Source organism: Luteimonas sp. R10, from assembly GCF_045689605.1.
GTDB lineage: Bacteria > Pseudomonadota > Gammaproteobacteria > Xanthomonadales > Xanthomonadaceae > Luteimonas.
Map to the genome: position 1 here is coordinate 3,070,191 of NZ_CP141262.1, position 24,318 is coordinate 3,094,508.

General features: G+C 67.2%; 23 protein-coding genes. 13 read left to right on the forward strand and 10 right to left on the reverse strand.

Features of this window, described 5'->3' with window-relative positions; translation table 11 throughout:
- Positions 1 to 131: 131 nt before the first annotated feature.
- From tssC to U3649_RS13450, 3 genes are read right to left on the reverse strand one after another with little or no spacing between them, the layout of a single operon-like run.
- Positions 132 to 1,622, reverse strand: coding sequence for a type VI secretion system contractile sheath large subunit (tssC, locus tag U3649_RS13440; RefSeq protein ID WP_407351819.1), 1,491 nt, complete (start codon positions 1,620 to 1,622; stop codon positions 132 to 134).
- Between the two features lie 3 nt (positions 1,623 to 1,625).
- Positions 1,626 to 2,126, reverse strand: coding sequence for a type VI secretion system contractile sheath small subunit (gene tssB, locus U3649_RS13445; RefSeq protein WP_407351820.1), 501 nt, complete (start codon positions 2,124 to 2,126; stop codon positions 1,626 to 1,628).
- 40 nt (positions 2,127 to 2,166) lie between these two features.
- The gene (locus tag U3649_RS13450) at positions 2,167 to 2,751 is read right to left on the reverse strand and encodes a tetratricopeptide repeat protein (RefSeq protein ID WP_407351821.1); all 585 of its coding nucleotides are present in this window, start codon (positions 2,749 to 2,751) and stop codon (positions 2,167 to 2,169) included.
- Positions 2,752 to 3,062: 311 nt separating this feature from the next.
- Between U3649_RS13450 and tssJ the strand changes: the two genes are divergently transcribed.
- From tssJ to U3649_RS13500, 10 genes are all read left to right on the forward strand, one after another.
- On the forward strand, positions 3,063 to 3,716 hold the full coding sequence (gene tssJ, locus U3649_RS13455; RefSeq protein WP_407351822.1) for a type VI secretion system lipoprotein TssJ: 654 nt from the start codon (positions 3,063 to 3,065) through the stop codon (positions 3,714 to 3,716).
- 206 nt (positions 3,717 to 3,922) lie between these two features.
- Complete coding sequence (gene tssK, locus U3649_RS13460) at positions 3,923 to 5,260, forward strand: type VI secretion system baseplate subunit TssK (protein ID WP_407354622.1); 1,338 nt, start codon at positions 3,923 to 3,925, stop codon at positions 5,258 to 5,260.
- Positions 5,257 to 6,048, forward strand: a complete 792-nt coding sequence (icmH, locus tag U3649_RS13465) for a type IVB secretion system protein IcmH/DotU (protein WP_407351823.1) — start codon at positions 5,257 to 5,259, stop codon at positions 6,046 to 6,048. The genes tssK and icmH overlap by 4 nt, the downstream gene beginning before the upstream one ends.
- 7 nt (positions 6,049 to 6,055) lie before the next feature.
- On the forward strand, positions 6,056 to 8,608 hold the full coding sequence (locus U3649_RS13470) for a type VI secretion system Vgr family protein (RefSeq protein WP_407351824.1): 2,553 nt from the start codon (positions 6,056 to 6,058) through the stop codon (positions 8,606 to 8,608).
- Between the two features lie 24 nt (positions 8,609 to 8,632).
- Positions 8,633 to 11,170 carry a hypothetical protein gene (locus U3649_RS13475; protein ID WP_407351825.1) on the forward strand — a complete coding sequence of 846 codons (2,538 nt, stop codon included), beginning with the start codon at positions 8,633 to 8,635 and terminating at the stop codon, positions 11,168 to 11,170.
- Between the two features lies 1 nt (position 11,171).
- Positions 11,172 to 11,825, forward strand: a complete 654-nt coding sequence (locus U3649_RS13480; RefSeq protein ID WP_407351826.1) for a hypothetical protein — start codon at positions 11,172 to 11,174, stop codon at positions 11,823 to 11,825.
- A 42-nt stretch (positions 11,826 to 11,867) separates the two neighbouring features.
- The gene (locus U3649_RS13485) at positions 11,868 to 11,978 is read left to right on the forward strand and encodes an N-acetylmuramidase domain-containing protein (protein WP_407354623.1); all 111 of its coding nucleotides are present in this window, start codon (positions 11,868 to 11,870) and stop codon (positions 11,976 to 11,978) included.
- Positions 11,979 to 11,997: 19 nt separating this feature from the next.
- On the forward strand, positions 11,998 to 12,753 hold the full coding sequence (locus tag U3649_RS13490) for a hypothetical protein (protein ID WP_407351827.1): 756 nt from the start codon (positions 11,998 to 12,000) through the stop codon (positions 12,751 to 12,753).
- Between the two features lie 70 nt (positions 12,754 to 12,823).
- Positions 12,824 to 13,435 carry a hypothetical protein gene (locus U3649_RS13495; protein WP_407351828.1) on the forward strand — a complete coding sequence of 204 codons (612 nt, stop codon included), beginning with the start codon at positions 12,824 to 12,826 and terminating at the stop codon, positions 13,433 to 13,435.
- Between the two features lie 53 nt (positions 13,436 to 13,488).
- On the forward strand, positions 13,489 to 14,280 hold the full coding sequence (locus U3649_RS13500; protein WP_407351829.1) for an NRDE family protein: 792 nt from the start codon (positions 13,489 to 13,491) through the stop codon (positions 14,278 to 14,280).
- Positions 14,281 to 14,438: 158 nt separating this feature from the next.
- Here U3649_RS13500 and U3649_RS13505 read toward each other — a convergent pair whose 3' ends face one another.
- Complete coding sequence (locus U3649_RS13505; protein WP_407351830.1) at positions 14,439 to 14,948, reverse strand: hypothetical protein; 510 nt, start codon at positions 14,946 to 14,948, stop codon at positions 14,439 to 14,441.
- A 138-nt stretch (positions 14,949 to 15,086) separates the two neighbouring features.
- On the opposite strand from U3649_RS13505, the gene U3649_RS13510 reads away from it, so the two are divergent.
- Complete coding sequence (locus U3649_RS13510; RefSeq protein ID WP_407351831.1) at positions 15,087 to 16,505, forward strand: alpha/beta hydrolase family protein; 1,419 nt, start codon at positions 15,087 to 15,089, stop codon at positions 16,503 to 16,505.
- A gap of 425 nt (positions 16,506 to 16,930) precedes the next feature.
- Here U3649_RS13510 and U3649_RS13515 read toward each other — a convergent pair whose 3' ends face one another.
- The 6 genes from U3649_RS13515 to U3649_RS13540 form a co-directional block, all read right to left on the reverse strand.
- Entirely contained in the window at positions 16,931 to 17,368 is a 438-nt protein-coding gene (locus U3649_RS13515; RefSeq protein WP_407351832.1) for a hypothetical protein, read from the reverse strand.
- Positions 17,369 to 17,382: 14 nt separating this feature from the next.
- Positions 17,383 to 17,580 carry a PspC domain-containing protein gene (locus U3649_RS13520; protein WP_407351833.1) on the reverse strand — a complete coding sequence of 66 codons (198 nt, stop codon included), beginning with the start codon at positions 17,578 to 17,580 and terminating at the stop codon, positions 17,383 to 17,385.
- 94 nt (positions 17,581 to 17,674) lie between these two features.
- Positions 17,675 to 18,745: a class III poly(R)-hydroxyalkanoic acid synthase subunit PhaC gene (locus U3649_RS13525; RefSeq protein ID WP_407351834.1), complete on the reverse strand. Its 1,071-nt coding sequence runs from the start codon at positions 18,743 to 18,745 to the stop codon at positions 17,675 to 17,677.
- A 1-nt stretch (position 18,746) separates the two neighbouring features.
- Positions 18,747 to 19,979 (reverse strand): class III poly(R)-hydroxyalkanoic acid synthase subunit PhaE, encoded by a 1,233-nt coding sequence (gene phaE, locus U3649_RS13530; RefSeq protein WP_407351835.1) that lies wholly within the window; start codon positions 19,977 to 19,979, stop codon positions 18,747 to 18,749.
- Between the two features lie 64 nt (positions 19,980 to 20,043).
- On the reverse strand, positions 20,044 to 20,664 hold the full coding sequence (locus U3649_RS13535) for a CDP-alcohol phosphatidyltransferase family protein (RefSeq protein ID WP_407351836.1): 621 nt from the start codon (positions 20,662 to 20,664) through the stop codon (positions 20,044 to 20,046).
- A gap of 248 nt (positions 20,665 to 20,912) precedes the next feature.
- On the reverse strand, positions 20,913 to 22,736 hold the full coding sequence (locus U3649_RS13540; protein ID WP_407351837.1) for a 3-hydroxybutyrate oligomer hydrolase family protein: 1,824 nt from the start codon (positions 22,734 to 22,736) through the stop codon (positions 20,913 to 20,915).
- Positions 22,737 to 22,967: 231 nt separating this feature from the next.
- Here U3649_RS13540 and U3649_RS13545 point away from each other — a divergent pair, with 231 nt between their 5' ends.
- Positions 22,968 to 23,675, forward strand: coding sequence for a response regulator (locus U3649_RS13545; RefSeq protein ID WP_407351838.1), 708 nt, complete (start codon positions 22,968 to 22,970; stop codon positions 23,673 to 23,675).
- A 40-nt stretch (positions 23,676 to 23,715) separates the two neighbouring features.
- Entirely contained in the window at positions 23,716 to 24,216 is a 501-nt protein-coding gene (locus U3649_RS13550) for an NIPSNAP family protein (RefSeq protein ID WP_407351839.1), read from the forward strand.
- Positions 24,217 to 24,318 lie beyond the last annotated feature (102 nt).

The window sequence follows — 24,318 nt, forward strand, 5'->3', positions numbered from 1 at the left end:
CCTTGTTCCGATCTTCCGTGAGATAGAGGTCGCCGGCGCGTATGGCCCGGCAGTCGATACGAACCGCCCCAGCGGGACGGATGCGTCACTGCGAATGCGGGATCTCCGTCCCTTGACGCTGCAGAAAACCGTTACGACTTCTTTGCACTAGCCGGCAGTTCGGCCACAAGCCGCAACGAAACGGACAGCTCGTCGAGCTGGAAATGCGGCCTGATGAAGGCCACCGCACGGTAGACACCGGGCTTGCCCGGCACTTCCGAAACCTGGATGGACGCCTCGCGCAGCGGGTACTGCGCCTTGGCTTCCTGGGATGCGTTGTCGTCGAGCAGCACGTACTGCGCGATCCAGCGATTGAGGAAGTCCTCGACATTGCCCGCCGAGGCGAAGCTGCCGATCTTCTCGCGCATCATCGCCTTGAGGTAGTGGGCGATGCGCGACACCGCGAAGATGTACTGCAGCTGCGCCGACAGGATGGCATTGGCGTTGGCGGAGTCGGTGTTGTACTTCTTCGGCTTCTGCGCCGACTGCGCGCCGAAGAAGGCCGCGTAGTCGGTGTTCTTGCAGTGCACCAGCGGGATGAAGCCGAGGTCGCTGAGCTCCTTCTCGCGGCGGTCGGTGATCGCGATCTCGGTCGGGCACTTGAGCGCGACCTCGCCGTCGTCGGTGCGGAAGGTGTGCGTGGGCAGGTCCTCGACCAGGCCGCCGCCCTCGACGCCGCGGATCGCCGCGCACCAGCCGAAGTCCTCGAACGCGTGCGTCAGGCGCGCGCCCATCGCGTAGGCGGTGTTGCACCACAGGTACTTGCCGTGATTGGTGGCTTCGACCTCTTCGACGAAGTTGAAGCCCTCCACCGTGGTGCCGTCCTTCGGGTTGTACGGCAGCCGGCCGAGGAAGCGCGGCATGGTCAGGCCGACGTAGCGGCTGTCCTCGGACTCGCGGAACGACTTCCACTTGGCGTACTCGACGGTATCGAAGATCTTCGCCAGGTCGCGAGGCTTGCCCAGGTCGGTGAAGGTCTCCAGGCCGAACATGTCTTCCGACGCGGCGCTGATGAACGGCGCGTGCGCGGCCGCGGCCACGTGCGACATCTGCTCGATGAAGTACATGTCCTCCGGCTGCCGGCCGATGTGGTAGTCGCCGATCAGGGCGCCGAACGGCGCGCCACCGAAGGTGCCGAACTCCTCCTCGTAGACCTTCTTGAACAGCGCGCTCTGGTCGAAGTCGATCGCCGACTTGAAATCGCGCACTAGGTCCTTCTGCGGCGCGTTCATGACCTTGACCTTCATCATCGGCCCGGTCGAGGTCTGCTGGCAGAGGTAGTGCAGCCCGCGCCAGCTGCTCTCCAGCTGCTGGAACTCCGGCGCGTGCATCACCGCGCTCAGCTGCTCGGAAATGATGCGGTCGAGCTCGGCGACGCGCGCATCCAGCGTGAGATTGAGGTTGTCCGAAACGACGACGGTGCCATCGAGCACCTCCTTCGCCAGCTCCGAGATGATGTCCTTGGCGCGCTGGTGCTCGGCGCCGGACTTGGCCACCTTGCTCTGCTCGACGATCTGGTCGAGCAGGCCGGCCTCGGTGACGGTGGCGGCTTCTTGGGTTGCGGTCGTCGCTTCTGCGGCCATGGTCTACTCCTGGTCCTCGCTGCCGAGCTTCTTCAGCTGCTCGGTATTGGTGAGCACGTCGTTCAGCAGGTCCTCGAGCTTCTCGTTGCCGGCCAGCTTGTTGCGCAGGTCGGCGAGCTTGGAGCGCGACTCGAGCAGCCGGCGCAGCGGTTCGACCTGCTCGACCACGGCCTCGGGCCGGAAATCGTCGATCGAGTTGAACTTCAACTCCACCGCGAACTCCCCGCCCTCGCCGCTGATCTTGTTGGGCACGCGGTAGACGGCGCGCGGCGCCATCCCTTCCATCACCTCGTCGAAGTTGTCGAGGTCGACGTTGACGAACTTGCGGTCCTTGAGCTTCGGCAGCGGCTGCTCGGGCTTGCCGCTGAAGTCGCCGAGCACGCCGACCACGAAGGGCAGCTCCTTCTGCTCGATCGCGTCGCCCTTCTCGACGTCGTAGGTCAGCTGCACACGCGGCGGGCGCACCTTCTGCAGGCGCTTCTGGACACTATCCTTCTTGGCCATCTCACTCGTCTCCTGACGATGGGTCGGGCGGAACGGACCCTCAGTTGCCGCCGATGTTCTTGAACGGATCCGCGCCGGACTGACCGCCCGACTCGCTCGAAGCGCTGCTGGCGGCGGGACGCGCCGGCGCCGCCGACGCGCGCGGCGCCGGCCTGGCCCTGCGTGCGGCGGTCGCCTTCTGCGGTTCCTCGGGGGCGAGGATGTCGTCGCCCATGGTCGCCTTCAGCGTGCCGGCCAGGGTCTCGGCTTCACGCCGCGCGGTTTCCGACGACAGTGCGCCGCGCCCCTGCAGGCGCTGCAGCGAGTGGTTGGCGATGCGGAACCCGCTCACGGTGAGAATGCCGTCGGCGACCATGTCGTCCGGGTCCCGTTGCAGGACTTCCTCGGCCGCGACGATGGCACGCGCGTAATTGGACTTGTCGAACTGCAGTTGCGCCGAGCGCACCCACGGTTCCTTCTTGGTGGGGTCGGCCTTGGCTGCGTCGGCGAAGGCGACCAGGGCGGCATCGACACGCCCCGCGCTCACCGCGGACTCCGCCTGCGACATCAGGCTGCCGTAGTCGGAGGCGCCCTGGCCTCCGGTCGTTGCACATGCCCCCAGCAGCGACAACAGCACCAACGCCATCAGTCCCTGGCACGCTCCCTTCCCGCTCCATCCCGTCATCATGACCGTCCCAAATCAATCCTGATTCATTCCATGTGTCCACACGTTCCGTGTGACACGCCTGAAATCCGTCCGCACGCCACCTAGGCGATCGACCGGATCTCGTTCCTGCTCGTTTCCGGAGTGGGTATAGTAGCCTTTCCCTGCTGCGTCAAGATGACATTCCCCCTGCAGGCGCCCCGGCTCCGGAAGGGCGCCGCCTGCCCCGTACGCCCCGGCATCGTGCGCCGGCGGCCCGCCCATTAAAAACCAGCGAACCAGGCGATTCAAGTATGGACACACATTTCGCAGCCCGCGCCGCGGCCGCCCCCGTCTCTTCGCGACTCCGTTCCCGCGCCTCCGCGCGGCTTGTCCTGGCGACGGCCTTCCTCGCGCTGGGCGGCTGCGCCAGCGGTGGCGGTATCGGCAAGGCGGTCAACCGCACGCTGGAGAGCGTCGGCCTCAAGGACACCGACACGCAGCAGGAGGAAAAGCGCATTCCGCTGCGGCTGTACGCAGGAGACAACCTCAATGCCGGCAACGACCGGCGCGCCTTGGCGGCGGTCGTGAAGGTCTATCACCTGCGCAGCAACCGGCGCTTCGAACAGGCGCCGTTCGACATGTTCCTGGACGAGGATCGCGAGCGGAGGGCGCTGGGCGAGGACCTGGTGGCGGTCAACGAGATCGTGCTGACGCCGGGGGCGCGGCACGAGGTCGAGGAGCGGCTTGCGCCCGAGGCCGAGGTGCTCGGCGTGGTGGCGCTGTTCCGGGCCCCGGCGAACAATCGCTGGCGCCTGTCCTTCGATGGACATCACAAAAAAGTCCAGAAGGAAGGCGTGACCGTCGGCCTGCACGCCTGCGCGATGACCACCAGCAGCGCCGCGCTGATCACGCGTATCGCCGGCGACCCGGCCAGCCTGGCCTCGGTGCAGTGCATGTCGCCATGATCGGCACGACGTGATCGGCGCCTGCTAAGATCGGCCAGACAGGGGGGAACCCGCGGCGGCATTGCCTGATCCGCGACCGCATGGGTAAGCTCCCTCCCGAACGATCCCGGGTGCCGGCACGACGTCCGGCGCCCCGCTCGTGCCGCAGCGATGCGACATGACGAACGAAACAGCCAAAGGATTGCAGCGTGTCGCACGTGAGTCGGATGTCGAAGGTGTTCTGGGGCGAGGGATTGTTCCTGCGGCCGCAGCATTTCCAGCGCCAGGACGCCTACCACGAGGCGCGCCTGCAGGATCTCGCCCGCAGCCTGCACCCCCACGCCTGGGGCGTTCGCAGCCTGCGCTTCGACCCGCAGAGCCTTGCCACCGGCAGCCTGCGAGCGCTCGAAGTCTCGGCGATCTTTCCCGACGGCGAGACCTACGATGCTCCCGCGCACGACGAGTTGCCCGATGCGTTGTCGCTGGGCGACCTGCCCGAGGGTGTGCAGGCGACGACGGTGCACCTTGCGCTGCCGCTGATCCGCGAGCACGGCGGCAACTGCGGCGACAACGGCGACGGCGCGCAGTCCGCGCGCTTCGTGCAGGACAATCGACCGACGCCGGACCTCTACACCGATGCCGCCGAGGCGGAGCTGTCGTACCTGCGCAAGGCCGTGCGCCTGCTCACCGACGACAAGCCCCGCGACGCCTACGTGACGGTCGCGGTGGCGCGGGTGCGGCGCACGCCGACCGGCGGCTTCGAGTTCGACGAGGCGTTCCAGCCGCCGAGCCTGAGCATCGGCGCCGCGCCGCAACTGCGCATGCAGCTGCGGACGCTGCTGGACTCGCTACAGGCCAAGGTGGACGCGTTGTACGGACTGCACCGCCAACCGTCGCAGCACATCATCGAGTTCCGCTCCGGCGACATCGCCTCGTTCTGGCTGCTGCACACGGCCACGTCCTCCTTCGCCACGCTCTCGCACCTGTTCCACAATGCCGGGCTGCACCCCGAGCGCCTGCACCAGGAACTGCTGCGGCTTGCCGGGGGACTGCTCACCTTCTCGAAGGCCTACGGCCTGTCGGACCTGCCGAAATACGACCATGCCGCCCCGGAGGCCGGCTTCGAGCGCCTGTTCGGCATGATCCGCGAACTGCTCGATACGGTGATCTCGGCGCGCTACTTCCAGATCGCACTGTCCGAGGTGAAGCCGTCGTTCCACGTCGGCCGCATCGATTCGCAGCGCATCGACGACAACTCCGCGTTCTACCTGGGCGTCGCCGCCGACATGCCGGGACAGGAACTGGTGCAGACGGTACCGGTGCGGTTCAAGGTCGGCGCCCCGGACGACGTGGAGAAATGCGTGTTGTCGGCCCTGCCCGGGGTGAAGCTGACCCACGCCGCGCAGGTGCCCGCCGCCATCCCGGTGCGCCCGGGCAGCTACTACTTCGCGGTCGAGGCGCGCGGCCCCCTGTACGAACGCATGCTCAAGGCGCAGTCGCTGATGATCTACGTGCCTTCCGGCTTGCGTGAACTCAAGCTCGAACTGATCGCGGTGGCGCCATGAACCCGAAGCTCCCTCCCGTTCCCGCCCCGATGCCGTCGCTCACGCCCCAGCACGCGGCCGCACCCGGCAGCGCCGGCGTCGCCACCCCGCGCAGCCTGCTCGACCTGATGTCCGACGGCTTCTACCTGCTGCTGCTGCTCAAGCGCGGGCAGCTGCCGGGCAGCGTCGACGGCTTCGTGCAGTCGGTACAACGGTTCCTAGACGGCGTCGAACGCGGCGCGATCAAGCTCGGCATCGCTTCCGAGGACGTGTACGCCGCCAAGTACGCCTTCTGCGCCGCGGTGGACGAGGTGGTCCTGTCGCAGCCGTCGCCGGTGCGCGACGCCTGGGAGCTGCAACCGCTGCAGCTGCGCCTGTTCGGCGACCATCTCGCCGGCGAGCACTTCTTCGACCGCCTCGAGGAACTGCGTGCGCAGGGCGCGCCGCGGCTGCCGTCGCTGGAGGTCTACCACTACTGCCTGCTGCTGGGCTTCGAGGGCAAGTACCGGCTCGAGGGCCCGGAGAAGCTCGGCTACCTGACCGCGCGCCTCGGCGACGAGATCGTCTATCTCAAGGGCAAGCGCACCGGCTTCGCGCCGCATTGGCCGCCACCGGACAACGTGGCCCATGCCCTGCGCCGCGTGGTGCCGCTGTGGCTGCCGGCGGTGCTGGTGGGCACGTTCGGCCTACTCGGCTACTTCGGGCTGAGCGCCTGGCTCGGTCACCGGACCGAGCAGCGCATGGCCGCCTACCAACAGGTCGTGCAGATGCCCGAACGCACGGCCCACGTCACCATCACCCTGCCGTGAGAACGATATGGACATGCCTTCTCTGGCCCGCGAGGCGCTCGCCGCGCTCGCGGTACCGTCGCAACATGCACGCCTGATCCAGCTGGACGCCCCGGTATCGGGGCTGGTGGTGGAACGGTTCGATGGCAATGAAGCCGTCTGCGCGCCGTTCCGGTTCGACATCGACGTCTTTTCCACCTCCGCCTTCCTGGCGACGGAGGAGTTGCTCGAACAACCGCTCGGCCTGCGCCTGCGCCGGGCCGATGGCGCGCATCGCCGCTGGTACGGCCTGTGCACCGAGGTGGCGCCGTTGGGCGCCGACGGCGGCCTGGCCCGCTACCGGCTGACCATGGAACCCTGGACCGCGTTGCTCACCCATCGCCGCAACGCGCTGGTATTCCAGGACCTGGACGTGCGCGGCGTGCTCGAGCAGGTGTTTGCCGATTATCCGCAGGCGGCGTTCCGCTTCGACGTAACCCGTGCCCTGCCGGTGCGCGCGATCACCACCCAGTATCGCGAGAGCGACTGGGATTTCGTCGCCCGGCTGCTGGCCGAGGCGGGGCTGGCCTGGCGCTACGAGCATGCGCAGGACGATGCCGGCGACGATGACGATGCCATCCGCCACACCCTGGTGATCCACGACCAGGCGGCCGAAGCGCCCGAGAGCGGGCGCCTCCGTTTCCACCGCATCGACGGCACCGAGACCGCCGATGCCGTCAGCGCCTTCAGCGAACAGCGCCAGTTGGTACCCAACCGCAGCCAGGTCGCGAGCTGGCACAGCGAGCAGCTGACCAGCGTGGCCGGCCAGAGCGAGGCCGACGCCGGCACCCTGCCCCCGCTGGAAGTCTTCGTGCAGCCCCGGGCCGGGCGTTTCGAGCAGGCCGACCACGCGCAGGCCGAGGCCGCACACCGGCTCGATGCCTTGCGCCTGCCGCAGACACTACATTTCGGCGCCGGCAGCGGCCGCATGCTGGCAGCCGGCAGCACCTTCACGTTCGAGCAGCATCCCAACCACAGCGGCCAGGCCTTCCTGCCGTTGCGCATCGCCCACGTGGCGGTCAATAACCTCGGCAGCGGCATCACCGCCCTGCTCGCCTCCGCCGACCTGGAGCACGGCAGCTATCGCAACCGCTTCGCCGCGGTGCCCGCCGGCACCCCGGTGGCGCCGCTGCCGCGCCCGCGCCCGACCGTGCACGGGCCGCAGACCGCGCGCGTGGTCGGCCTGCCCGAAGCGGCGGTGACGCCGACCCGCGACCACCAGGTGCGGATCCAGTTCGCCTGGCAACGCGGTCCGCAACCGAACCCGGGCGGACTGACCGAGGCCGCCAGCCAGCATCCGGGGCATGCCCCCGGGGACGCGACCAGCGGCACCTGGGTGCCGGTGGCCGAGTGGCTGGCCGGGCCCAACTGGGGCAGCCACTTCCTGCCGCGGATCGGGGCCGAGGTGCTGGTCGAGTTCGCCCACGGCGACGTCGACCAGCCGCGCATCACCGGCCAGCTGTACAACGGCGAGGTCGCTCCGCCGTTCGCCGGCGGCATCGACGGTGCGTCCAACCACCCCGGCACCCTGAGCGGCCTGCACAGCCAGGCGCATGACGGCACCGGCACCCAGCAATGGCTGCTCGACGACACCCCTGGGCAACTGCGCACCCGCCTGCACACCACCCTGGCCGACAGCCGGCTGGAGCTGGGCTACCTGATCGATCACCGGGACGGCAGCCGTGGCGGCCTGCGCGGGCAAGGCGTTGAACTGGCCACCGGCGGCTGGGGCAACGTGCACGCCGGCCAGGGCCTGCTGCTGTCCACCACCGCCCGCCCCGACGCCGCGTCCACCCAGCTCGACCTGGCCGAGGCGGTCGCCCAGCTCAAGGGCGCCGAGCGCGCCGCCGAGGGACTGCACGACACCCTGCTCCAGCAGCAGGTGCCGGGCTTCGACGCCAACGAGCGCCTCACTGCACTGCGCGAGGCGATCGACCCGCAGGCCGACGGCAAGTACGCCAGCAGCGTCGCCGGCCAGAGCGCGATGAAACCGGCGCCCGGCAGCCGCGACCCCGGCGAAGATCCGGTGGAGCGCTTCGCCGATCCCAAGCTGATCGCCGAATCGCCGGAATCGATCGCCTTCGCCACCCGGAAGAGCGCCGTCGCCTATGCCGGCGGTGCCCTGCACCTGACCGCGCAGGACGACGCCCAGCTCAGCGCCGGGCAGACGTTCTCGTCCGTCTCCGGCCAGCACGCCGCCCTCTACGCCCACGCCGGCCCGATCCGCGCCATCGCCGCCAACGGCCCGGTCACCCTGCAGGCCCACACCGGCCCGCTGGAACTGCTGGCCGATCAGTCCGTGACCTTCACCGCCACCGACGATCGCATCGACGTGCTCGCGCAGCAGAAGATCGTGCTGCAGGCCGGGCAGACGCAGGTGACGCTGGAGGGTGGCGACATCACGTTCGCCTGTCCGGGGAATTTCACGGTCAAGGCGAGTCAGCATCCGTTCTTGGGTGGAGAGAGTGGCGATGTCCGCCTGTCGCTGCCCGACGGCATTGTGAAACTCGAACCGGACAGGATGCTCGACTTCTCCGGTTGATGGACAACAGACAAGGATGCCCACATGAGCAACGAGAGCGAGGCTCCCGAGCCAGTCAAGAAGCTTGTTTACCCGTTCCCGATCGTGGAAGCCTCGAGCGGCGACGAGCGCAATACCGCCGAAGCCACTGATCCGCAGGCGTACTACGATGCGTTGGCGCTGGCTGAGGACGGCTTCTATCCCATCGGCTACAACGGCCAATGGCACGGCGGCATCCACTTCGGCAGCCAGACCGGTACCCAACTGGCGCAGGACGCAGGCATCCGCTGCATCGCCGACGGCGAAGTGATCGCGTGGAAGATCGACGACGACTATCCAGCCGTGGAATATGCCAGCTGCGGCCCGGCGACCTACGCCACCGGCTTCACCCTGGTACGCCATCGCCTGCAGCTTCCCAAGGCCGCCAATGGGCAGGCCGGGGACGGTGCCACCGATGGCAACGCAACAGACCAGAACGACACCGATGCGCAGGAAGAACCGAGTCTGCTGTTCTACAGCCTCTATATCCACCTGCTGAGCTGGAAAGGCTACAAGCAGTCGCCCGACAAACCGAGGCCTGCGTACTGGGGCGACCCGCTGCATATCGTGGGGGAGAAGGCCAGGGACGCCAACAGGGCGAACAATCCCCATATCCCTGAGAACGGTATCGGCCTGAACCTGCGCGACGCCAACCGACGGATCGTCGGCTTCGCGCCTCGTGGCACCAGGTTGAAGCTGGGCGCCCGACTCGGCACAACCGGTTACTACGCGGTCACCGAGGTGGTCGGTGCCGTGTATCCGGAAGGCCTGACCGGCGCCCACGCCTACAAGGCCGAGATCCCCGACACCGAAGTGGAGCCGGGCGAGCTCGATACCATCGTCATCCCGGACGAACCGGTCAAAGTCAAGGCAGGCGACCTGATCGGCCATCTCGGCCAATATCAGCGCTACATCGACATGAATCCACTGGGTTCAGCCTGCAATGAGCGGCCGCTGATGCAAGTGGAGGTGTTCACACTGGACGACATTGATGCCTTCATCTCCCAAAGCCGGGCGCGGGCTGCGCAGTTGGAGGAGCGGCACAAGACCCTGCTCCTGATCGAGGAAGGCGCCCGGCTGGTGCAGACAACGGGCACGGCGGCACCGGATGCGGCGCAGCTCAGTACGCAGGCCGATGGCGCGGAGGGCCCCGTCGCCGGCCACACCCGTGTGCTGCCAATCAGCGCGCTGGATGAGCCCGTCAAGGAGGAAGACGGCACCCGTTGGTGGAGAGTGGAGGTGGGCACCGCTGAAGGAAGCAGCGCCTCGGGCTGGGTCCGGGAGAAGGAGCACGCCAAAGTCCGCCTGTGCACCCCCTGGGACTGGCCGGGGTTCGAGATCGTGAACATCGACGGCGCCACGCCGCGCGCGCTCTATGCCCACCATGTGGTCCAGCAGGGCCACGCCGCACCCGACGAACAAGGTCAACTGGAAGCCGAAGGCAGCAGCGTCGATAGCGGCGTGCTGTTCCGCAAGCTCTACGACGTGATCGATCTGGATGGAGACAAGGCGCTCACCCCGCTGGAACTGCGACAGGCCCTGCGCAAGCCCTGGCTGGCCCAGGCGCTGGCCCACTTGATCATCAAGCACGAAAGCGAATGGTCCGGCCCTATGGACAAGTGGCACGCCATGGACGATCTGATCCCGGACCAGCGCAAGCCGGACTGGGAAAAGGAGAAGGCGCGGATCGAGTCACTGCTGTGGTGGGACAAGGTCAAGGGAAACCAGGGTTTGCCAGAAAGCGAATCGCTCGTCGCCTTCAATCTCCACCCAGTCGGCTTCATAACAAACTTCGCCACGGGTCCTTGCTACTGTCACAGGGATCTAACCGAAGAAGAGCTGCGAGAAATTATTCTCGCAATGCGACGGTCCGAGACGGCCGTCCACGGTGCTGTGGGCGAGAGGCTGTTTACGGCGACCAACATCTCAATGCCGGACGGAGACAAGAACTATCGAATGCTGGCAGAAGAGATCAATGCTGTGTTCAACCAGTTCGAGATAAATACTTGCATACGGAGAATACACTTCCTTGCCCAGGCATACTGGGAGGCCGACAGGCTGAGAACCACGAAAGAATACGGTACCGGACATAGATATGCGCCCTATGTGGGGCGCGGGTTGATGCAGTTGACTTGGGAAAGTGGCTACCAGAAGTACGAGAGCTACAGCGGATTGGGCTGTGTAGACGACCCAGACTTGGTGTCGAATAGCCTCAATCATTCCGTCCTATCAGCGGCCTGGTACTGGAACCAAGGAAAAGAGCTGTCCGTTGGGACCACCTGGTCCGCACCGGCAAGCGCTCCGGAGTACGTCAGGAGGCACAACCCCAGCTATCCGAAAAGAACGATCACTTACACGTATGGAGGAAGGCAAAGCAGCTATGGCACGATCGATCTGAACTTGGTGGCCGACGATGATTACGTAGACGTGATCAGCTGGTTGGTGAACGGCGGTAGTAACGGGCTGACAGAACGGCGAGTTTACGTCACAAGACTCAAGGAGATCATGAACTATGATTCAAGCTGCATCAGTAGGCGAGAATAGAATGCTTGTATTCTTCTCTGCGGCCGCGTCAATTCTCATCGCATCTTGCGATGCGACGACTTCTACTCAAACGGACGACGGCATCCCTGCGGTCGAAGCAAAGCAGGCCTTGCAGGAGTCTGGTCATGCGTCGAGCGATTTAGGTGGGGCGCTCGAAGCATACGTGGACAGCGACCTTTACGTAGTTGTCGATGCGGATATCGATATGGACGGGGCGCTCGACAAGGTCGTCAGCAACGCCCGGAACCGTGGCAATGAACTGATCTTCTTCAAAAGCACAGAGGGCGGTTATCGCACTGCGCTTGTGAGTACGAATCTTACGGAAGACGGCGGCAGAATCCTTGGGGAAATCAAGCAGGCCACGGGAGATGTTGAAGATGGCGAGGTTGTCTCCATAGAAACATTTTTCCCAAAAGGAATGGATGTCGCAACACATTACATTTCTTACTCGAACAACGAGTGGGAGCTTTCCAGAACTGTCTACAAGGTATCAGACTGGAAGAATCGCGAGAACGTAATTTACCTCTGCGAAGTCAAACAGGGCATTCCAATGCGGGATCTCGTTTCAGAAGAGGTCGTGTCGATGGTTCGCCAGATCCCGGATGAATCCGTTCGAGATCAGGTGTGCAAGCTGGAGAGTTCTCCAGAAACATGATCTGCCTCGTCGGACGTGTCATTTGAAGTCGCATAGAATCACCTGGAATCATTTGTAAATTTCATAAAATCAGACAATCGCCTCAGCAAAGCCATTGTTGCTAAAGACTGGCTATATTTTGCTTTAGCATACAATGGCATCAGTAACGAATGATTGATGGCTGATGCCGAGAATGCCCTCGAACCTCTCCCTGCTGGTCACGTCCGCTCTCTCCATTTTCCTGCTGAATTGTCAGAACGTCACGACTCGCGGCAATACGGGCTCGCTACCCTCTCCTTCATGGACCGCGTCTGCAGTCGAAGACGAAGGAACCCACGTCGCGCAGGATCTGGACAGGATCAAGGAAATCGCCATTGCGAAGGACATCGTCGCAAATCATGGCTCGAACTTTATCTACATCGATGGACCTTCAGAAGGCAGATACGTAATTGTCCACGAGACATTCTCGTCCCGCTCGAAATACAAGACGATTACTCCGATCGTCAGCGTCGAGCAGGACGACCTCATCATCGATTGCAGCTATGTGAAATCCATCACGGACATGACCACCGTATCGGTCGGGACCTACTGCAGAGGCCGATCCGAGGCATCCATCGAGTCTATAGAACACGCTATCAGCGACGAGCACTTGCTCACTTACTCCTCGTCCCTACCGTGGCTCGGCGAAACAAGCAACTCTGCCGACTGCGAGCATCCATCAGGCCTGGCTTACGCAGGGCATTACATTGTCAGATGCAGGACAGGAGAAGACGATGAAATGACGGGAAACCTATCCATCACGTTTCTTTCACCAGACTACCGTGTGATCTTTTCAATCGCCGGATTCGAATTTGCACCTACAACCGCGGAGGCCAACCAGAAAACATTGACTTTCTGGGGGCTCAACAAGAGCTCGCATCACGAGATCGCCGTGAAGACGCTCCCTTGAGGATCTTTTCGCTGTATCTCTCTACTGAACAGAGCATATTGCCTTCGCTTTATCGCACGCATCTAGGTGCATGACCATGAAACTTCCTGTAAGCGCGCTGGCTGTGCTCGTGTTGGTCGCCTGCACACCGGTTGCGCGATCAGATGGACACGCAACCGGAAAGGATATTACTCGACGCATGGATCCTTGCTCGACGGCTGACCATGAAATTCGGATGGCAATTGAAGTCGGCGATGATCGACACGCCAGCATCTGCCGCGTGGATGGCTTGGGGGACTGTCTCTACAGTTTTGAATTCGGTAAGACATTCATCCACGCCAGTCTCGACCTTAACTTTGACGGCCGGGAAGATTATCTGATCAAGGATTTTTCAGGCGCCTACGGCATGCACGACGTCGTGCACTTTATGGGATTCACAAGCTGTCCGGGAGGATTCAGCGTCAAGGTACTCGACGATTTCTTCACTGATGTCCGGCCGAGAGAGGCCAGGGGAACCTGGGCCGATCTGCAGGTCAGCCGGGCATGCTTTGATGAAGGCAAAGGCGAAACCGGGACGCGAAAGTACACCGTTGCGTTCGATTCGGCGCGCTCGGCGTATGGCCCTCCGGATGGAAATCCGGCACTTACGGAATACTGCGGCCCTGAGGAGCTTGCTCTGCCGCTGACGCCGGCCCATGAATGAACAAACCGAGAAGGTCGCCTCGCTTCCTCGGCGACCGGGCTAGGATGTACTCCATGTGCCTGATCGCCATCGCCTGGAACATCCATCCCCGCTTTCCGCTGGCCTTGATCGCCAATCGCGACGAGTCGCATGCGCGACCGGCTGCGGCAGCCGAAGCCGATCCGGAGGCGCCGGATGTCTACGGTGGCCGGGATCTGGTGGGAGGCGGCAGCTGGCTGCAAGTGTCGACGCGGGGGCGGCTGGCGGCGGTGACGAACGTCAGGGAAGGTCTTGCGGCGGAGGCGGCGCCGCGGTCGCGCGGATGGCTGGTGCGGGATTTCACGCGTGGCGACACACCGGCCGGTCAGTACGTCGAGGCGTTGCAGCCTCTCGCACACGAGTACGGGCGCTTCAACCTGCTGGTGTGGGACGGCGATGCCCTCGCCTTCGCCAGCAACCATCCGGCCATGCATGCGCCAGTGGCGCCGGGCGTCCACGCCATGTCGAACGGCGCTTTCGACGCGGCCTGGCCCAAGAGCGGGCATGCGACCCGGGCGTTGACGGCCTGGCTGGAATCGCTGCCGAACAGCGCCGATCCCGCAAATGATCCCGATCTGATCGAACCGCTTTTCGCGGCCCTCGCCGACACGGCCACCGCGCCGGACACGTCGCTGCCGGACACCGGCATCGGGCTGGAACTGGAGCGGGCGTTGTCGCCGCCCTTCGTCCTGGGCGAAACCTACGGCACGCGCTCGAGCAGCGTGGTACTGGTGGAACGCGGGCGGATCGTGTTCGCGGAACGGCGTTTCGGACCGAATGCCCGGGCGTTGGGCGGGTCGGTGGCGGCACTGACCCGCACGACGTGACAAGCGCTCGTACGTGCCGGCCGGATAACTCGAAGACCCGTCCCGCACGAAGCTTGTTTTCCCGAAAACGGTGACGCTTCGGATCCGTGCAACGCACGCGCAGATTCGACCGGACAACCTGCCTGGCCATGCGAGTCGGCCGGGCAGCGCCAGCGGCCTCAGGGCGAGGTCGCGGTACAGCGGATCGGTGCGTCGTTCTCGAGACTTTGTTCCCAACCGTTGCCGCTTCGATAGGCCACGGTGCCGTTGATGCAGGTAGCGTTGTTGCCGTCGCGGCGGGCGCTGAGCGGCCCCGGCAGTTCCTGAAGCGCACTGGAGGCCGCCGGCACCAGGACGGCATCGGCTCCAGCTTCACTCGGGTCGGCACCGGCCGCGGCCTCCGACAGTTGTGTGGCGTTGACTGACTCGGCCCGCGGGCTGCTCGCGGCGTCCTGGTCGGCAGCGTCGACGTCCGGGCCCGGCGATGCCTCACCATTTGCGGCGAAGGGCGAGACATCCGGCTCTGCCGCATCGCGTGGCGCGGTCTCGGCAAGCGGTGCGTCGTGCCCGGCGAACACCGTCATCACCGCATAGCGGATCGCGTCGGCGGCAAGCACGCCGACGATGACGGCCAGCGCGATCGGGACGAAGAAGGACCAGGGCGGAGTGTCGTCGCGGAACCCGCTCATGATGCTGCCCTCTCCTTGAGGAAGCTCGAGCCTAACGCATCCGATGACCTTCGGCACCCGCAAATCCTCTCTTTCGGCACAGGATCGGCACCCTGTGGCACGTTAGTCTGGTGCCCTGGCCCGCTCGCATTCATGCCCATGCCGACCCGACTGCCCGCCTCTGCTCTGATCGCCATCGCCGCGGTTGCGGCCGCCCTGCTGCTGGGCGGCTGCGCCGATCGCGACGCCACCACCGCGCCCCTGCCCGAGGCCATCGCCTGCCAGGCCGGCGCCTGGCGCATGGAAAGCGGCGAAATCCTGTCGCTGTCGCCGGTCGAGGGCGGACTGCGCTATCGCCTGCTCGACGGACGCAGCGGCCTTTTCGAGACATCCGGCGACGACGCGGAACTGTCGGCGCGCGAGGGTTGGCGCGAGCACGGCCCAGCGGTGGCGACGGCGACGTTCGAGCCTTGCGACGCCGGCACCATGCAGTTCCGCATCGATGGCGGCCCATCGGGCAAGGCGGAGAAGATCGCGCTGCCGACGCAGGACACGCGCTTTCGCAGCGGCGACCTGACGATGCGCGGACGCCTGGTATTGCCGGCGGACAGCGACGCGCCGGTCCCGCTGGCGGTACTCGTGCACGGTTCGGAGCGCTATTCCGCGGTCGACATCTATCCGCTGCAGTACCTGCTTCCGGCGCAGGGCGTGGCCGTGTTCGTCTACGACAAGCGCGGCACCGGCGGTTCCGAAGGCGAATACACGCAGGATTTCCGCGTGCTCGCCGATGACGCCGTCGCGGCGCTGAAGGAGGCGCTGCGGCTGGCGCCGGACGGCTTCTCCCGCACCGGCTACGTGGGCGGAAGCCAGGGCGGCTGGATCGCCCCGCTGGCGGCGTCGCGTTCCCGCGTGGATTACGCCGTGGCGACGTTCGGCCTGGCGGAGGGCGCGCTCGCCGAGGATCGCGAGCAGGTCATGAACGACCTGCGCGACGCCGGCCACGGCGAGGACGTGCTGGCCAAGGCGCGGGAGGTGACCGATGCAACGGGACTGTTGATGGCTTCGGGGTTCACGCGGGGCTTCGACGAACTGGACGCCGTGCGCCGCGCCTATGGCGACGAGGCGTGGTTCGGCGATATCCGCGGCGAGTTCACCGGCAGGATCCTGGAGTTCCCGGGCTGGATGCCGCAGTGGGCCGCGCGATGGATCGCGATGCGCTACGACGTCGGCACCAGCTGGGATTACGAGCCGCTACCGGTGCTGGCCGAACTGGCGGTGCCGCAGCTGTGGATCATCGCCGCGGAAGACCGGGAGGCGCCGAACGCCGAGACGCTGCGCCGCCTGCGCGCGCTGCAGGCGCAGGGGCGGCCGGTCGACCTGGCGGTATTTCCCGGGACCGACCACGGCATCTACGAATTCGCCGAGGAGGACGGCGAGCGGATCCCGCTGCGGCATCCGGACGGTTACCTGCGCCTGCTGGCGGACTGGATCGCGGAACCGGTGCTGCGGGGCGGCTACGGCACGGCGAAACTCGAGCCTGCTCTGGCCGCGGGGCACGCGGATGCGCCTCCGCAATAGAAGCGGGAGCGCATGGGCGCCTCGATGCGAGTGACGGCGGCACGTCACCCTTCCCGGAGTCGCGACTTCCGTCGCTCCCACACCCGTCGCTCCCACACCCGTCGCTCCCATCGGGCACTCCCACATGAGCGAGGATCGCCGCGTCATGTCAGCGCGCCCGCTCTCTGAACGTCCCCCCTCAAGCAATCAGGCCTTGCGTAAACAGGGAGTCTTCGCCTCCATCTCCCCTGGACCGTGGTTGTGTCGCACAAAAGCAGAAGGCCCAGTCTTTCGGGTTTGACCCCGATCGGCTGAGCCTTCCTGTCGAAGCGATTGCGTCCGGCTTGCGCCTTTCGCTTTTTCTTCGACGCGTGCAGGTTACCGCGATGCCTGTTAGCCGGGCGTAAAACAGGGCGACCGTTCGTCGGCGACTTCATCGGCCGCCCTCACCACGGCCACCAGCCCCGGCCCGTCTGCGCGTAGCGGTCGGCGGCGCGCTCGAAGCGGTTGCGCACGCTGATGCCGCCGCAGGCCAGGTACAGCGGCAGGAACAGCGGGCCGAGCGCCATGTACTGGTAGACATGGGCGCGTTCATGGTCGCCGATCCGGACCGGCGGCTCCTCGCAGTGGCCGGCGCGGTGCGCATAGGTCAGGCACGGCGCATCGAGGGTCTCGCCGGTGTGCAGGATCGTATTGCCGAGCGTCATCGCTCCGCCCGGCCCCCAGGGCCAGCGATGAAACACGAGCGCTACCGTGTGGGGGTCGAAATGCACGCGAGCGCCGAACGGCAGGCCGGCGCTTCCGGCGATCAGGCCGAGGCCGGTGTTGGGCGCCGTCCACAGCATGCCGAGGACGCGCAGCAGCACCGACGCGGTGCGGCCCATGCGCGGCGCGGCGCTCAGTCGCCTTCCGGCATCACCAGCCACAACACCAGGTAGACGAGGATGCCCGGGAACGCCGCGGACAGGATCGACACCACCACGTACAGCACCCGCAGCAAGGTCGAACTCCAGCCGAAGCGCCGGGCGATCCCGCCCAGCACGCCGGCGAGGACGCGGTCGTTGATCGACCGGGACAGGGTGGCAGGCTGGTTCATGATCTCGCTCGCAATGGCTGTGTTGCAGACGAGTCTAGCGCGAAGGCCGGCGAGAGGCGCGTGGCAGCAAGCCCGCGCCCGGCGCCGGCGAGATTCAGGGCGCGCGCGCTGCGAGCCAGTCGTGGATCGCCGTCGGCACTTCCTTCTGCGCGCGGCCGGAAACGTAGATGCCGATGTGGCCGCCACGGAACGACAGCTCGGAATAATCGTCGCTGCCGACCAGCCCCTGCAGCGGCCGCGATGCGGACGGTGGAACCAGGTGATCCTGCTCGGCGAAGATGTTGAGCACCGGCATCTCGACCATGCCCAGGTGCACTTCGTTCTCGCCGATGACGATGCCGCCCTCGACGAAACCGTTGCCCTGGTAGAACTGCTTGATGAACTGGCGGAAGGCCTCTCCGGCCTGGTCGGGCGAGTCGAAGATCCAGTTCTCCATGCGCAGGAAGTCCTCGACCGCCTTGCGGTCGTCGAGGATGTCGACCAGGCCGATGTACTTCTGCACGAACAGGCGCCACGGCTTCAGCGTCAGGTAGCACAGGTTCATCAGGTCGGCCGGCACGTTGCCGAGCGTGTCGACGAACAGGTCGACGTCGATGTCGCGGGTCCAGTTGGACAGCATGTTGTCGTCGGTGTGGAAGTCCACCGGCGTGACCATGGTGATGAGGTTGCGCACCTTGTCCGGGTGCAGCGCCGCGTAGCACAGTGAGAACGTGCCGCCCTGGCAGATGCCGAGCAGGTTGACCGCACCGATGCCGAACCTGCCGCGCAGGTGGTCGACCGCGCCGCCGATGAAACGCTCGATATAGTCCTCGAGGGTGAGAAAACGGTCCGACCGGTCGGGATAGCCCCAGTCGATGATGTAGACGTCCTCGCCCCGCGCCAGCAATCCCTTGACCAGCGAGCGGTCGGCCTGCAGGTCGACCATGTACGGCCGGTTGACCAGGGCGTAGGCGATCAGCAGCGGCACCTGCGCGGTCGGTGCGCCCTCGCCACGGAAGCGGTACAGCACCACCTTGCCGTCGCGCCAGACTTCCTCGCGCCCGGTGGCGCCGTAGTCGACGTCGTCGACCTCGCGCAGGGTCTGCAGGCCGGCGGCGAGCTTCTGTTGCATCCGCAGGGCCTCGTCGGCCATGGCCTTGGCACTGATGTCGAGCGGGCCGTGCATGTCAGCGCTTGCTCCTGGTGGTCTTCTTCATCGCAGCGGACCTGGAAGATGGCTTGCCGGTGACGGCGGAGGCCGAGCGCTTGGCCCGGCCCGCCGCGCGCCGGGCGGGACTGCTCGCATCGCCTTGCGACGGACGTGTCGTTACCCGCCGCCCGGCGCCGGCGGCTTGCGGCGGCGCCTCCCTGGCCGCCGGCTTGCCCGGCGCCGCCTTGGCAGTGCGCTTCGCCGCGGCGGGCCGGCTGCTGCGGGCAGCGGACTTGCGCGGCTTGCCCGCCTTTGCCGCCCCTGCCGGTTTGCGCGGCGGCACGGCTTCCGGCGACGCGCTCGACGATGGAACCACCGCGTCGCGCAGCCGCCGCACCTGCCGTTCCAGTTCAACGATCTTGCGGTGCGCGCCGTCGAGCTCGCTGCGCGTCGGCATGTCGAACAGCCTGCACAGCTGCTCGACCTCGCGCTGCACCGCGCCGCGCACGCGCATCTGCGCGTTCACCAGGTGCCCGTACGCGTCGCGGAATTCCGGCGACAACGCGACCTCCGCATAGGCTTCCTCGGCCGCCTCGATCCACAAGTCGAACAACGCGCGCGGCGATTCGATCTGCAATCCGGGCTGCTCGCGTTCGGCGAGCCGGCGCTCGAGGAGGGCGTAGGCCTGCTGCGAGGCCTTCAGCATCAGCGCGTTGTAGGCCTCGGTCCGTTGCTGCAGTTCCAGCTGCGCCTGCACCAACCGCTGCCAGCGCTCCTGGTGCTCGCGGGCGAAACCGAACGTCGGCAGGTCCAGCAGGTCGCTGCCCTGCGCACGCCAGGCACGCAGCAGCGGCGCCGCCTGTTCCATCCAGTGCTCGAAATCGTGCAGCCCCGGGCCGCGCATGCTCCGGAACATCTCCGGGAACGGGTTGACGCCGGCGGCACCGAGCGCGCGCTTCCAGGCGTCGACCACGTCCGCGGCGCTGCCGTCGCGCCCGGCGAACTGCGCCGCGACCTGCTGCATCTGCGCATACCACTGCCGCGCCTGGGCATCGAGCCGGCCGACGACATCGTCGGCCGCACCCGGCTGCGCCTGTCCCTGCGCCATGCGCGCCCACCGGCCGATCGCGTCCTGCAGCGCCTGCGCGCCCTGCGCGCCGGCATCGGGCGAAGCGCTGCGCAGGGCGTCGCCCCAGGCGTTCCAGTACTGCCGCGCCAGGCTTTCGAAATCGGCGGCCGCCGCGCCGCCCTGTGGTTCGCTGTTCGCCATGCCGCCCTCCGGAACTGGTGTCCGGATCATAGCAATCGGGCACGTGGTCGCCGTGACACGGCGATCATGGCTTGGGGATGCGCACCGTCTTGCTGATCATCAGGGTCCCGGACAGGGCGTAGACCAGCACCAGCGGATGCAGTTGCCACGGCCCGATCTGCCAGACGCCCAGCCACAGCTGCGCACCGATGCGGCCGCTCCCGGCCAGCACCGCCAGCAGGATCACGATCGCCAGGCTGGTCGGGATCGGCGTGCCCTCGAAATACTTCACCTTGTCCCCGCCGCCGGCCAGCTGCTCGGCGGTGACGTTGTAGCGCGCCAGCCGGCTGACCCCGCAGCCGACGAAGTAGCTCAGCACCATCCAGTCCCAGCCGCCCTGCAGCCCGCAGGCATAGCCGAGCGCGGCCGGCGCCACGCCGAAGGAGATCACGTCCGCCAGCGAATCCAGTTCGCGCCCCAGGGTGGAGGCGACCTTGCGCCAGCGGGCGATGCGGCCGTCCAGCGCATCGAACACGAACGCCAGCGGGATCAGCGCCATGCCGGTCGCCAGGTCGCGGACCACACCGTCCTGAAGGAATTGCATCGCCGCGAACACCGCTCCGGTGCCGCAGAACGCATTGCCGAGGGTGAACCAGTCGGCGAGCTGGAACTCGCGCAACATCGAGAAATGGCGGGGAGCCGGCATGGGCGCGGGTCCTTGGGGCGTCGCCGCCAGACTGCCAAAAGCGGCATGCCGCCGCCAGTCGCAGGAGCTGGCCCTTGTGCGGGTGGCGGCGGCACGCCGCCACTGCTCCCGCATTGGAGCCGCCGTTGCGGGCGTTCTAACGGTGGCGCCGGTGTGGGAGCGACGGAAGTCGCGACGCTTTCGAACCGCGCCGAGTTGCGACTTCCGTCGCTCCTACGTCTTCTACATCCGGAACCTGCTCGTCGCGGTCAGGGGATCGCCAGCGCTCCCGCGTCCAGCGCCTCGCCGGCCTTCCACGGCCTGGCCCCGATGACGGCATCGGCCGGCAGCGCACCCTCGCCATCGAGGTGCGCCGCCATCCGGTCTAGCGCCGCATAGACGTACGGCAGCAGCGGCACGTAGCGCGCGCCGTAGTCCGGCAGCCCGAGGAAGGCGTCGAAATGCTGCGCGTTCCGCACCTGCCAGAAGCGGACATCGCGGCCGGCGGACCGGGCGGCGGCAACATAAGGCGCGCTGGTGAAGGCGAGCGGGATCAGGCCGTCGTCGCGGCCATGCACCACCAGCACCGGCAGCCCCGCGCGCGGCAGGCCGGCGCGCACCGCTTCCACGCCCTCGCGGACGCGATCGGCGTCGGCGCTCTGCCCGTCCCAGAGCGCGCGCAGGCACTGCAGGCCCGGAAGGGTCGGATCGGGCGGCGCCAGCCCGGGATCGACGATGCCGACGCCCGCGCCCGGCGGGATGCCGCTGGCATCGCTCCACCAGGCGTTGCGCTCGGCCGCGGTGGCGACGCGCGGCGTGAAATCGGCGTTCTGCGCGGAGAACCCGAAACCGCAGGGATGCTCCCCGGCACGGTAGCGGCCGTAGGCCGAGGCGTAGGTCGCCGCCACCGCGCGCCACAGGTCGAACTCGACCGAGAGCGCCCCGGCACGGATCGCCGCCTCGCTCCAGCCGCCGTCGCGCAGCCGCCGCCAGGCCGAACGCGCCTGCGCGGCGGTGTCGTCGCCGTCGACCAGGCCGGTCTGCTTCAGGGTGGCGCAGCGCGGCGCGCGCTGCGGCTGGTTCACGGCCGTGAACGGCGACTGCGGCAGATCGTCCAGGTGCGCCAGCGCGCACGGCATCAACAACGCGGCCTCGGTGGTGTAGTCGTACAGGGCACGCGCACCGTCGCCGCCGGACAGCACGCTCGGCGCGCCGGCGACCACGCCATCGAGCCAGTCGCCGTCCAGTTCCGCCGCGCGCAGGACCGCGCCGCCGCCGTTGGAGATGCCGACCGCGATGATGCGGGTGTTGTCGAACGTGAACGGCGCCGCCTGCGGCAGCGCCTCGTCGAGCGTACGCAGGGCGAACTCCGCCGCCTGGCGCACGTGGCGGCCCCAGTCGGCCTCGGGATTGTCCTGCGAATGCGCGTGCTTGAAGGCGACGCCGGATGCCGATGCCGGGGCATCCGGTGCGAACGCCGTCGCCCGCTCGCGCGGAACCACGGCGCCATCCGCGTCGATGCCGAGCCCGGCGTCGAGGTCGAAGTAGTCGCTGCCCACGCCCTTGTCGGTGTACGCGACCGCGCACCCCCTTGGCAGTCCCCAGGCGCCGGCGACCGCGATCGCGCCGTAGATGCCGCGCGAGCCGGACGAGGCGCTCACCAGCACGCAGCGGCGCCCGGCGTCGAAGTCGTCCGGCAGCTGCAGCAGCACGCGGTGGGGATGGCGCGCGCCGGGCAGCGCGGCCAGCGCGTGGAACTCGCGGCCGGGCACGGCCGCGACGCTGCCGTAGACGTCGCCGTAGCCGCCGCCCGGCACCAGGTCGGCGATGCCGCGCCAACTGCTCCAGATCGCGCGGCGGCGGCGTTCGTCGAGCGTCGGCCGCTCCGGATCGGCGAATGCCGGCGCCGCCATCGCACGCAGGCCCTCGAGCCCGAGCCCGGCGCTGAGCAGGTCGTCGCCGTCGCGGTGGGTGCTGGCGTGCCGGTCGGTGAACATGGCGGGCTCCGATGGTGCGCGTTGCTGGCCGGTGGTGCAGGCCGCCAGCAGCACGGCTGCGGCCAGGACGACGGTATTCGCGGGATTTCGGCTCATGCCGCCGACCTTAGCAGCGGCGACGGCCGCCGGCATCGTACTTTGGTACCAGCCGGGGCGGACGGCGCCGGAGAACACCGACGCATGTGTCCGTCGTTCCGGCGCGGGCGGAATCCGGTTGCTTGCGAGCAGATCGAAATGGGTTCCGGCTGGCGCCGGACGGCTGCGTGGCTGCTCCGGGATTCCCGACTTCCGATTTCCAGCCCCGTTCTCCGCGCCTACAATCGCCCGATGCCGGTCCTCCTGATCGCCGACGACCATCCGCTGTTCCGTGCCGCGTTGCGCGGCGCAGCGGCCGAAGCCGTGGCCGACATGCGCGTGGAGGAAGCCGACACCTTCGACGGCGTCATCGCCGCGCTCGATGCGCGCAGCGACATCGACCTGGTCCTGCTCGACCTGCACATGCCCGGCAACCACGGCCTGGCGGGGCTGGCCGCGATCCGCGCGCAGTACCCGGCGGTGGCGGTGGCGCTGGTGTCGGCCAACGAGGATCCGCAGGTGATCCGCCGCGCGCTCGACCACGGCGCCGCAGGCTACATTCCCAAGAGCGCCGGCCTGGACGAGATGCGCCAGGCCATCCGCAGCGTGCTCGCCTGCGAGCAGTGGCTGCCGCCGGCGCTGCGCGGACCGGTGGAGCGCGCCGACTCGCTGCCGCACGACGCCGATCTCGCCGCGCGGCTGGCCCGCCTCACCCCGCAGCAATTCCGCGTGCTCACCCTGGTCGCGCAGGGGCTGCTCAACAAGCAGATCGCCGATCGCCTCGACGTGCAGGAGCGCACGGTGAAGGCGCACCTGTCGGCGATCTTCGAAAAGCTCGATGTCCGCAACCGCACCCACGCGGGCGTGATCCTGCGCGAGCTGGAGATCGGCGATCCCGCGCGGCGGGTCGAAGCCGATGCAGTGGACGGGTCGCGGCCGGGAACTTCGCCGGCGCAATGACGGTCTCCGGCATCGCACCCGCACCCACCGGAGCCCACCGATGCCGACCGCGTTCTCCGCCCCCCGACTCCTGCGTTCGCTTGCACGCACCCTCGCCCCCTTCATGCTCGTCGTGGCGCCGCTTTCCGCCGGCGCCGCCGTGGAACAGGCCGGGCCGGTCCAGCAGCTGCGCATCTACGAGATCTTCGACGACACCCGCGACGCGTTCCACGACCGGTTCCGCGACCACGCCGCGCGCATCATGGAGAAGTACGGCTTCGAGATCATCGCGATGTGGGAATCGCGGCGGGAGGGCCGGCTCGAGTTCGTCTATCTGCTCGAATGGCCGGACGAACGCACCATGCGCGACAGCTGGGAGCGGTTCATGGCCGACGAGGAATGGGCGGAGATCAAGCGCGTGACCGGTCGCGAGCACGGCCGGTTCGTCGGCGAGATCGAGGACCGCACGCTGCGGTCGACCGACTACTCCCCGGTCGCGCCAGGCAGTCGTTTCCGCTGCGGTGAGAAATGGGCCGTCGCCACGGGTGCCGCCGATGAATAGCCGACGCTTCAAGCATGGATGGTTGGTGAGTCCATTGCGAAGGGCCCGGCTGCCTGTTTGCACCGCCCGTGGCGACGGGTCTGATCTCACCGCAGCGGAAAC

Coding starts and splice junctions, on each gene's coding strand:
- icmH (WP_407351823.1), top strand. CDS start 5,257: ATGAACCCGAAGCTCCCTCCCGTTCCCGCCCCGATGCCGTCGCTCACG.
- tssB (WP_407351820.1), bottom strand. CDS start 2,126: ATGGCCAAGAAGGATAGTGTCCAGAAGCGCCTGCAGAAGGTGCGCCCG.
- U3649_RS13500 (WP_407351829.1), top strand. CDS start 13,489: ATGTGCCTGATCGCCATCGCCTGGAACATCCATCCCCGCTTTCCGCTG.
- U3649_RS13550 (WP_407351839.1), top strand. CDS start 23,716: ATGCCGACCGCGTTCTCCGCCCCCCGACTCCTGCGTTCGCTTGCACGC.
- U3649_RS13470 (WP_407351824.1), top strand. CDS start 6,056: ATGGACATGCCTTCTCTGGCCCGCGAGGCGCTCGCCGCGCTCGCGGTA.
- U3649_RS13480 (WP_407351826.1), top strand. CDS start 11,172: ATGCTTGTATTCTTCTCTGCGGCCGCGTCAATTCTCATCGCATCTTGC.
- U3649_RS13520 (WP_407351833.1), bottom strand. CDS start 17,580: ATGAACCAGCCTGCCACCCTGTCCCGGTCGATCAACGACCGCGTCCTC.
- U3649_RS13510 (WP_407351831.1), top strand. CDS start 15,087: ATGCCGACCCGACTGCCCGCCTCTGCTCTGATCGCCATCGCCGCGGTT.
- U3649_RS13475 (WP_407351825.1), top strand. CDS start 8,633: ATGAGCAACGAGAGCGAGGCTCCCGAGCCAGTCAAGAAGCTTGTTTAC.
- U3649_RS13490 (WP_407351827.1), top strand. CDS start 11,998: ATGCCCTCGAACCTCTCCCTGCTGGTCACGTCCGCTCTCTCCATTTTC.
- U3649_RS13545 (WP_407351838.1), top strand. CDS start 22,968: ATGCCGGTCCTCCTGATCGCCGACGACCATCCGCTGTTCCGTGCCGCG.
- phaE (WP_407351835.1), bottom strand. CDS start 19,979: ATGGCGAACAGCGAACCACAGGGCGGCGCGGCGGCCGCCGATTTCGAA.
- U3649_RS13525 (WP_407351834.1), bottom strand. CDS start 18,745: ATGCACGGCCCGCTCGACATCAGTGCCAAGGCCATGGCCGACGAGGCC.
- tssJ (WP_407351822.1), top strand. CDS start 3,063: ATGGACACACATTTCGCAGCCCGCGCCGCGGCCGCCCCCGTCTCTTCG.
- tssK (WP_407354622.1), top strand. CDS start 3,923: ATGTCGAAGGTGTTCTGGGGCGAGGGATTGTTCCTGCGGCCGCAGCAT.
- U3649_RS13515 (WP_407351832.1), bottom strand. CDS start 17,368: ATGGGCCGCACCGCGTCGGTGCTGCTGCGCGTCCTCGGCATGCTGTGG.
- U3649_RS13450 (WP_407351821.1), bottom strand. CDS start 2,751: ATGGCGTTGGTGCTGTTGTCGCTGCTGGGGGCATGTGCAACGACCGGA.
- tssC (WP_407351819.1), bottom strand. CDS start 1,622: ATGGCCGCAGAAGCGACGACCGCAACCCAAGAAGCCGCCACCGTCACC.
- U3649_RS13505 (WP_407351830.1), bottom strand. CDS start 14,948: ATGAGCGGGTTCCGCGACGACACTCCGCCCTGGTCCTTCTTCGTCCCG.
- U3649_RS13540 (WP_407351837.1), bottom strand. CDS start 22,736: ATGAGCCGAAATCCCGCGAATACCGTCGTCCTGGCCGCAGCCGTGCTG.
- U3649_RS13495 (WP_407351828.1), top strand. CDS start 12,824: ATGACCATGAAACTTCCTGTAAGCGCGCTGGCTGTGCTCGTGTTGGTC.
- U3649_RS13535 (WP_407351836.1), bottom strand. CDS start 20,664: ATGCCGGCTCCCCGCCATTTCTCGATGTTGCGCGAGTTCCAGCTCGCC.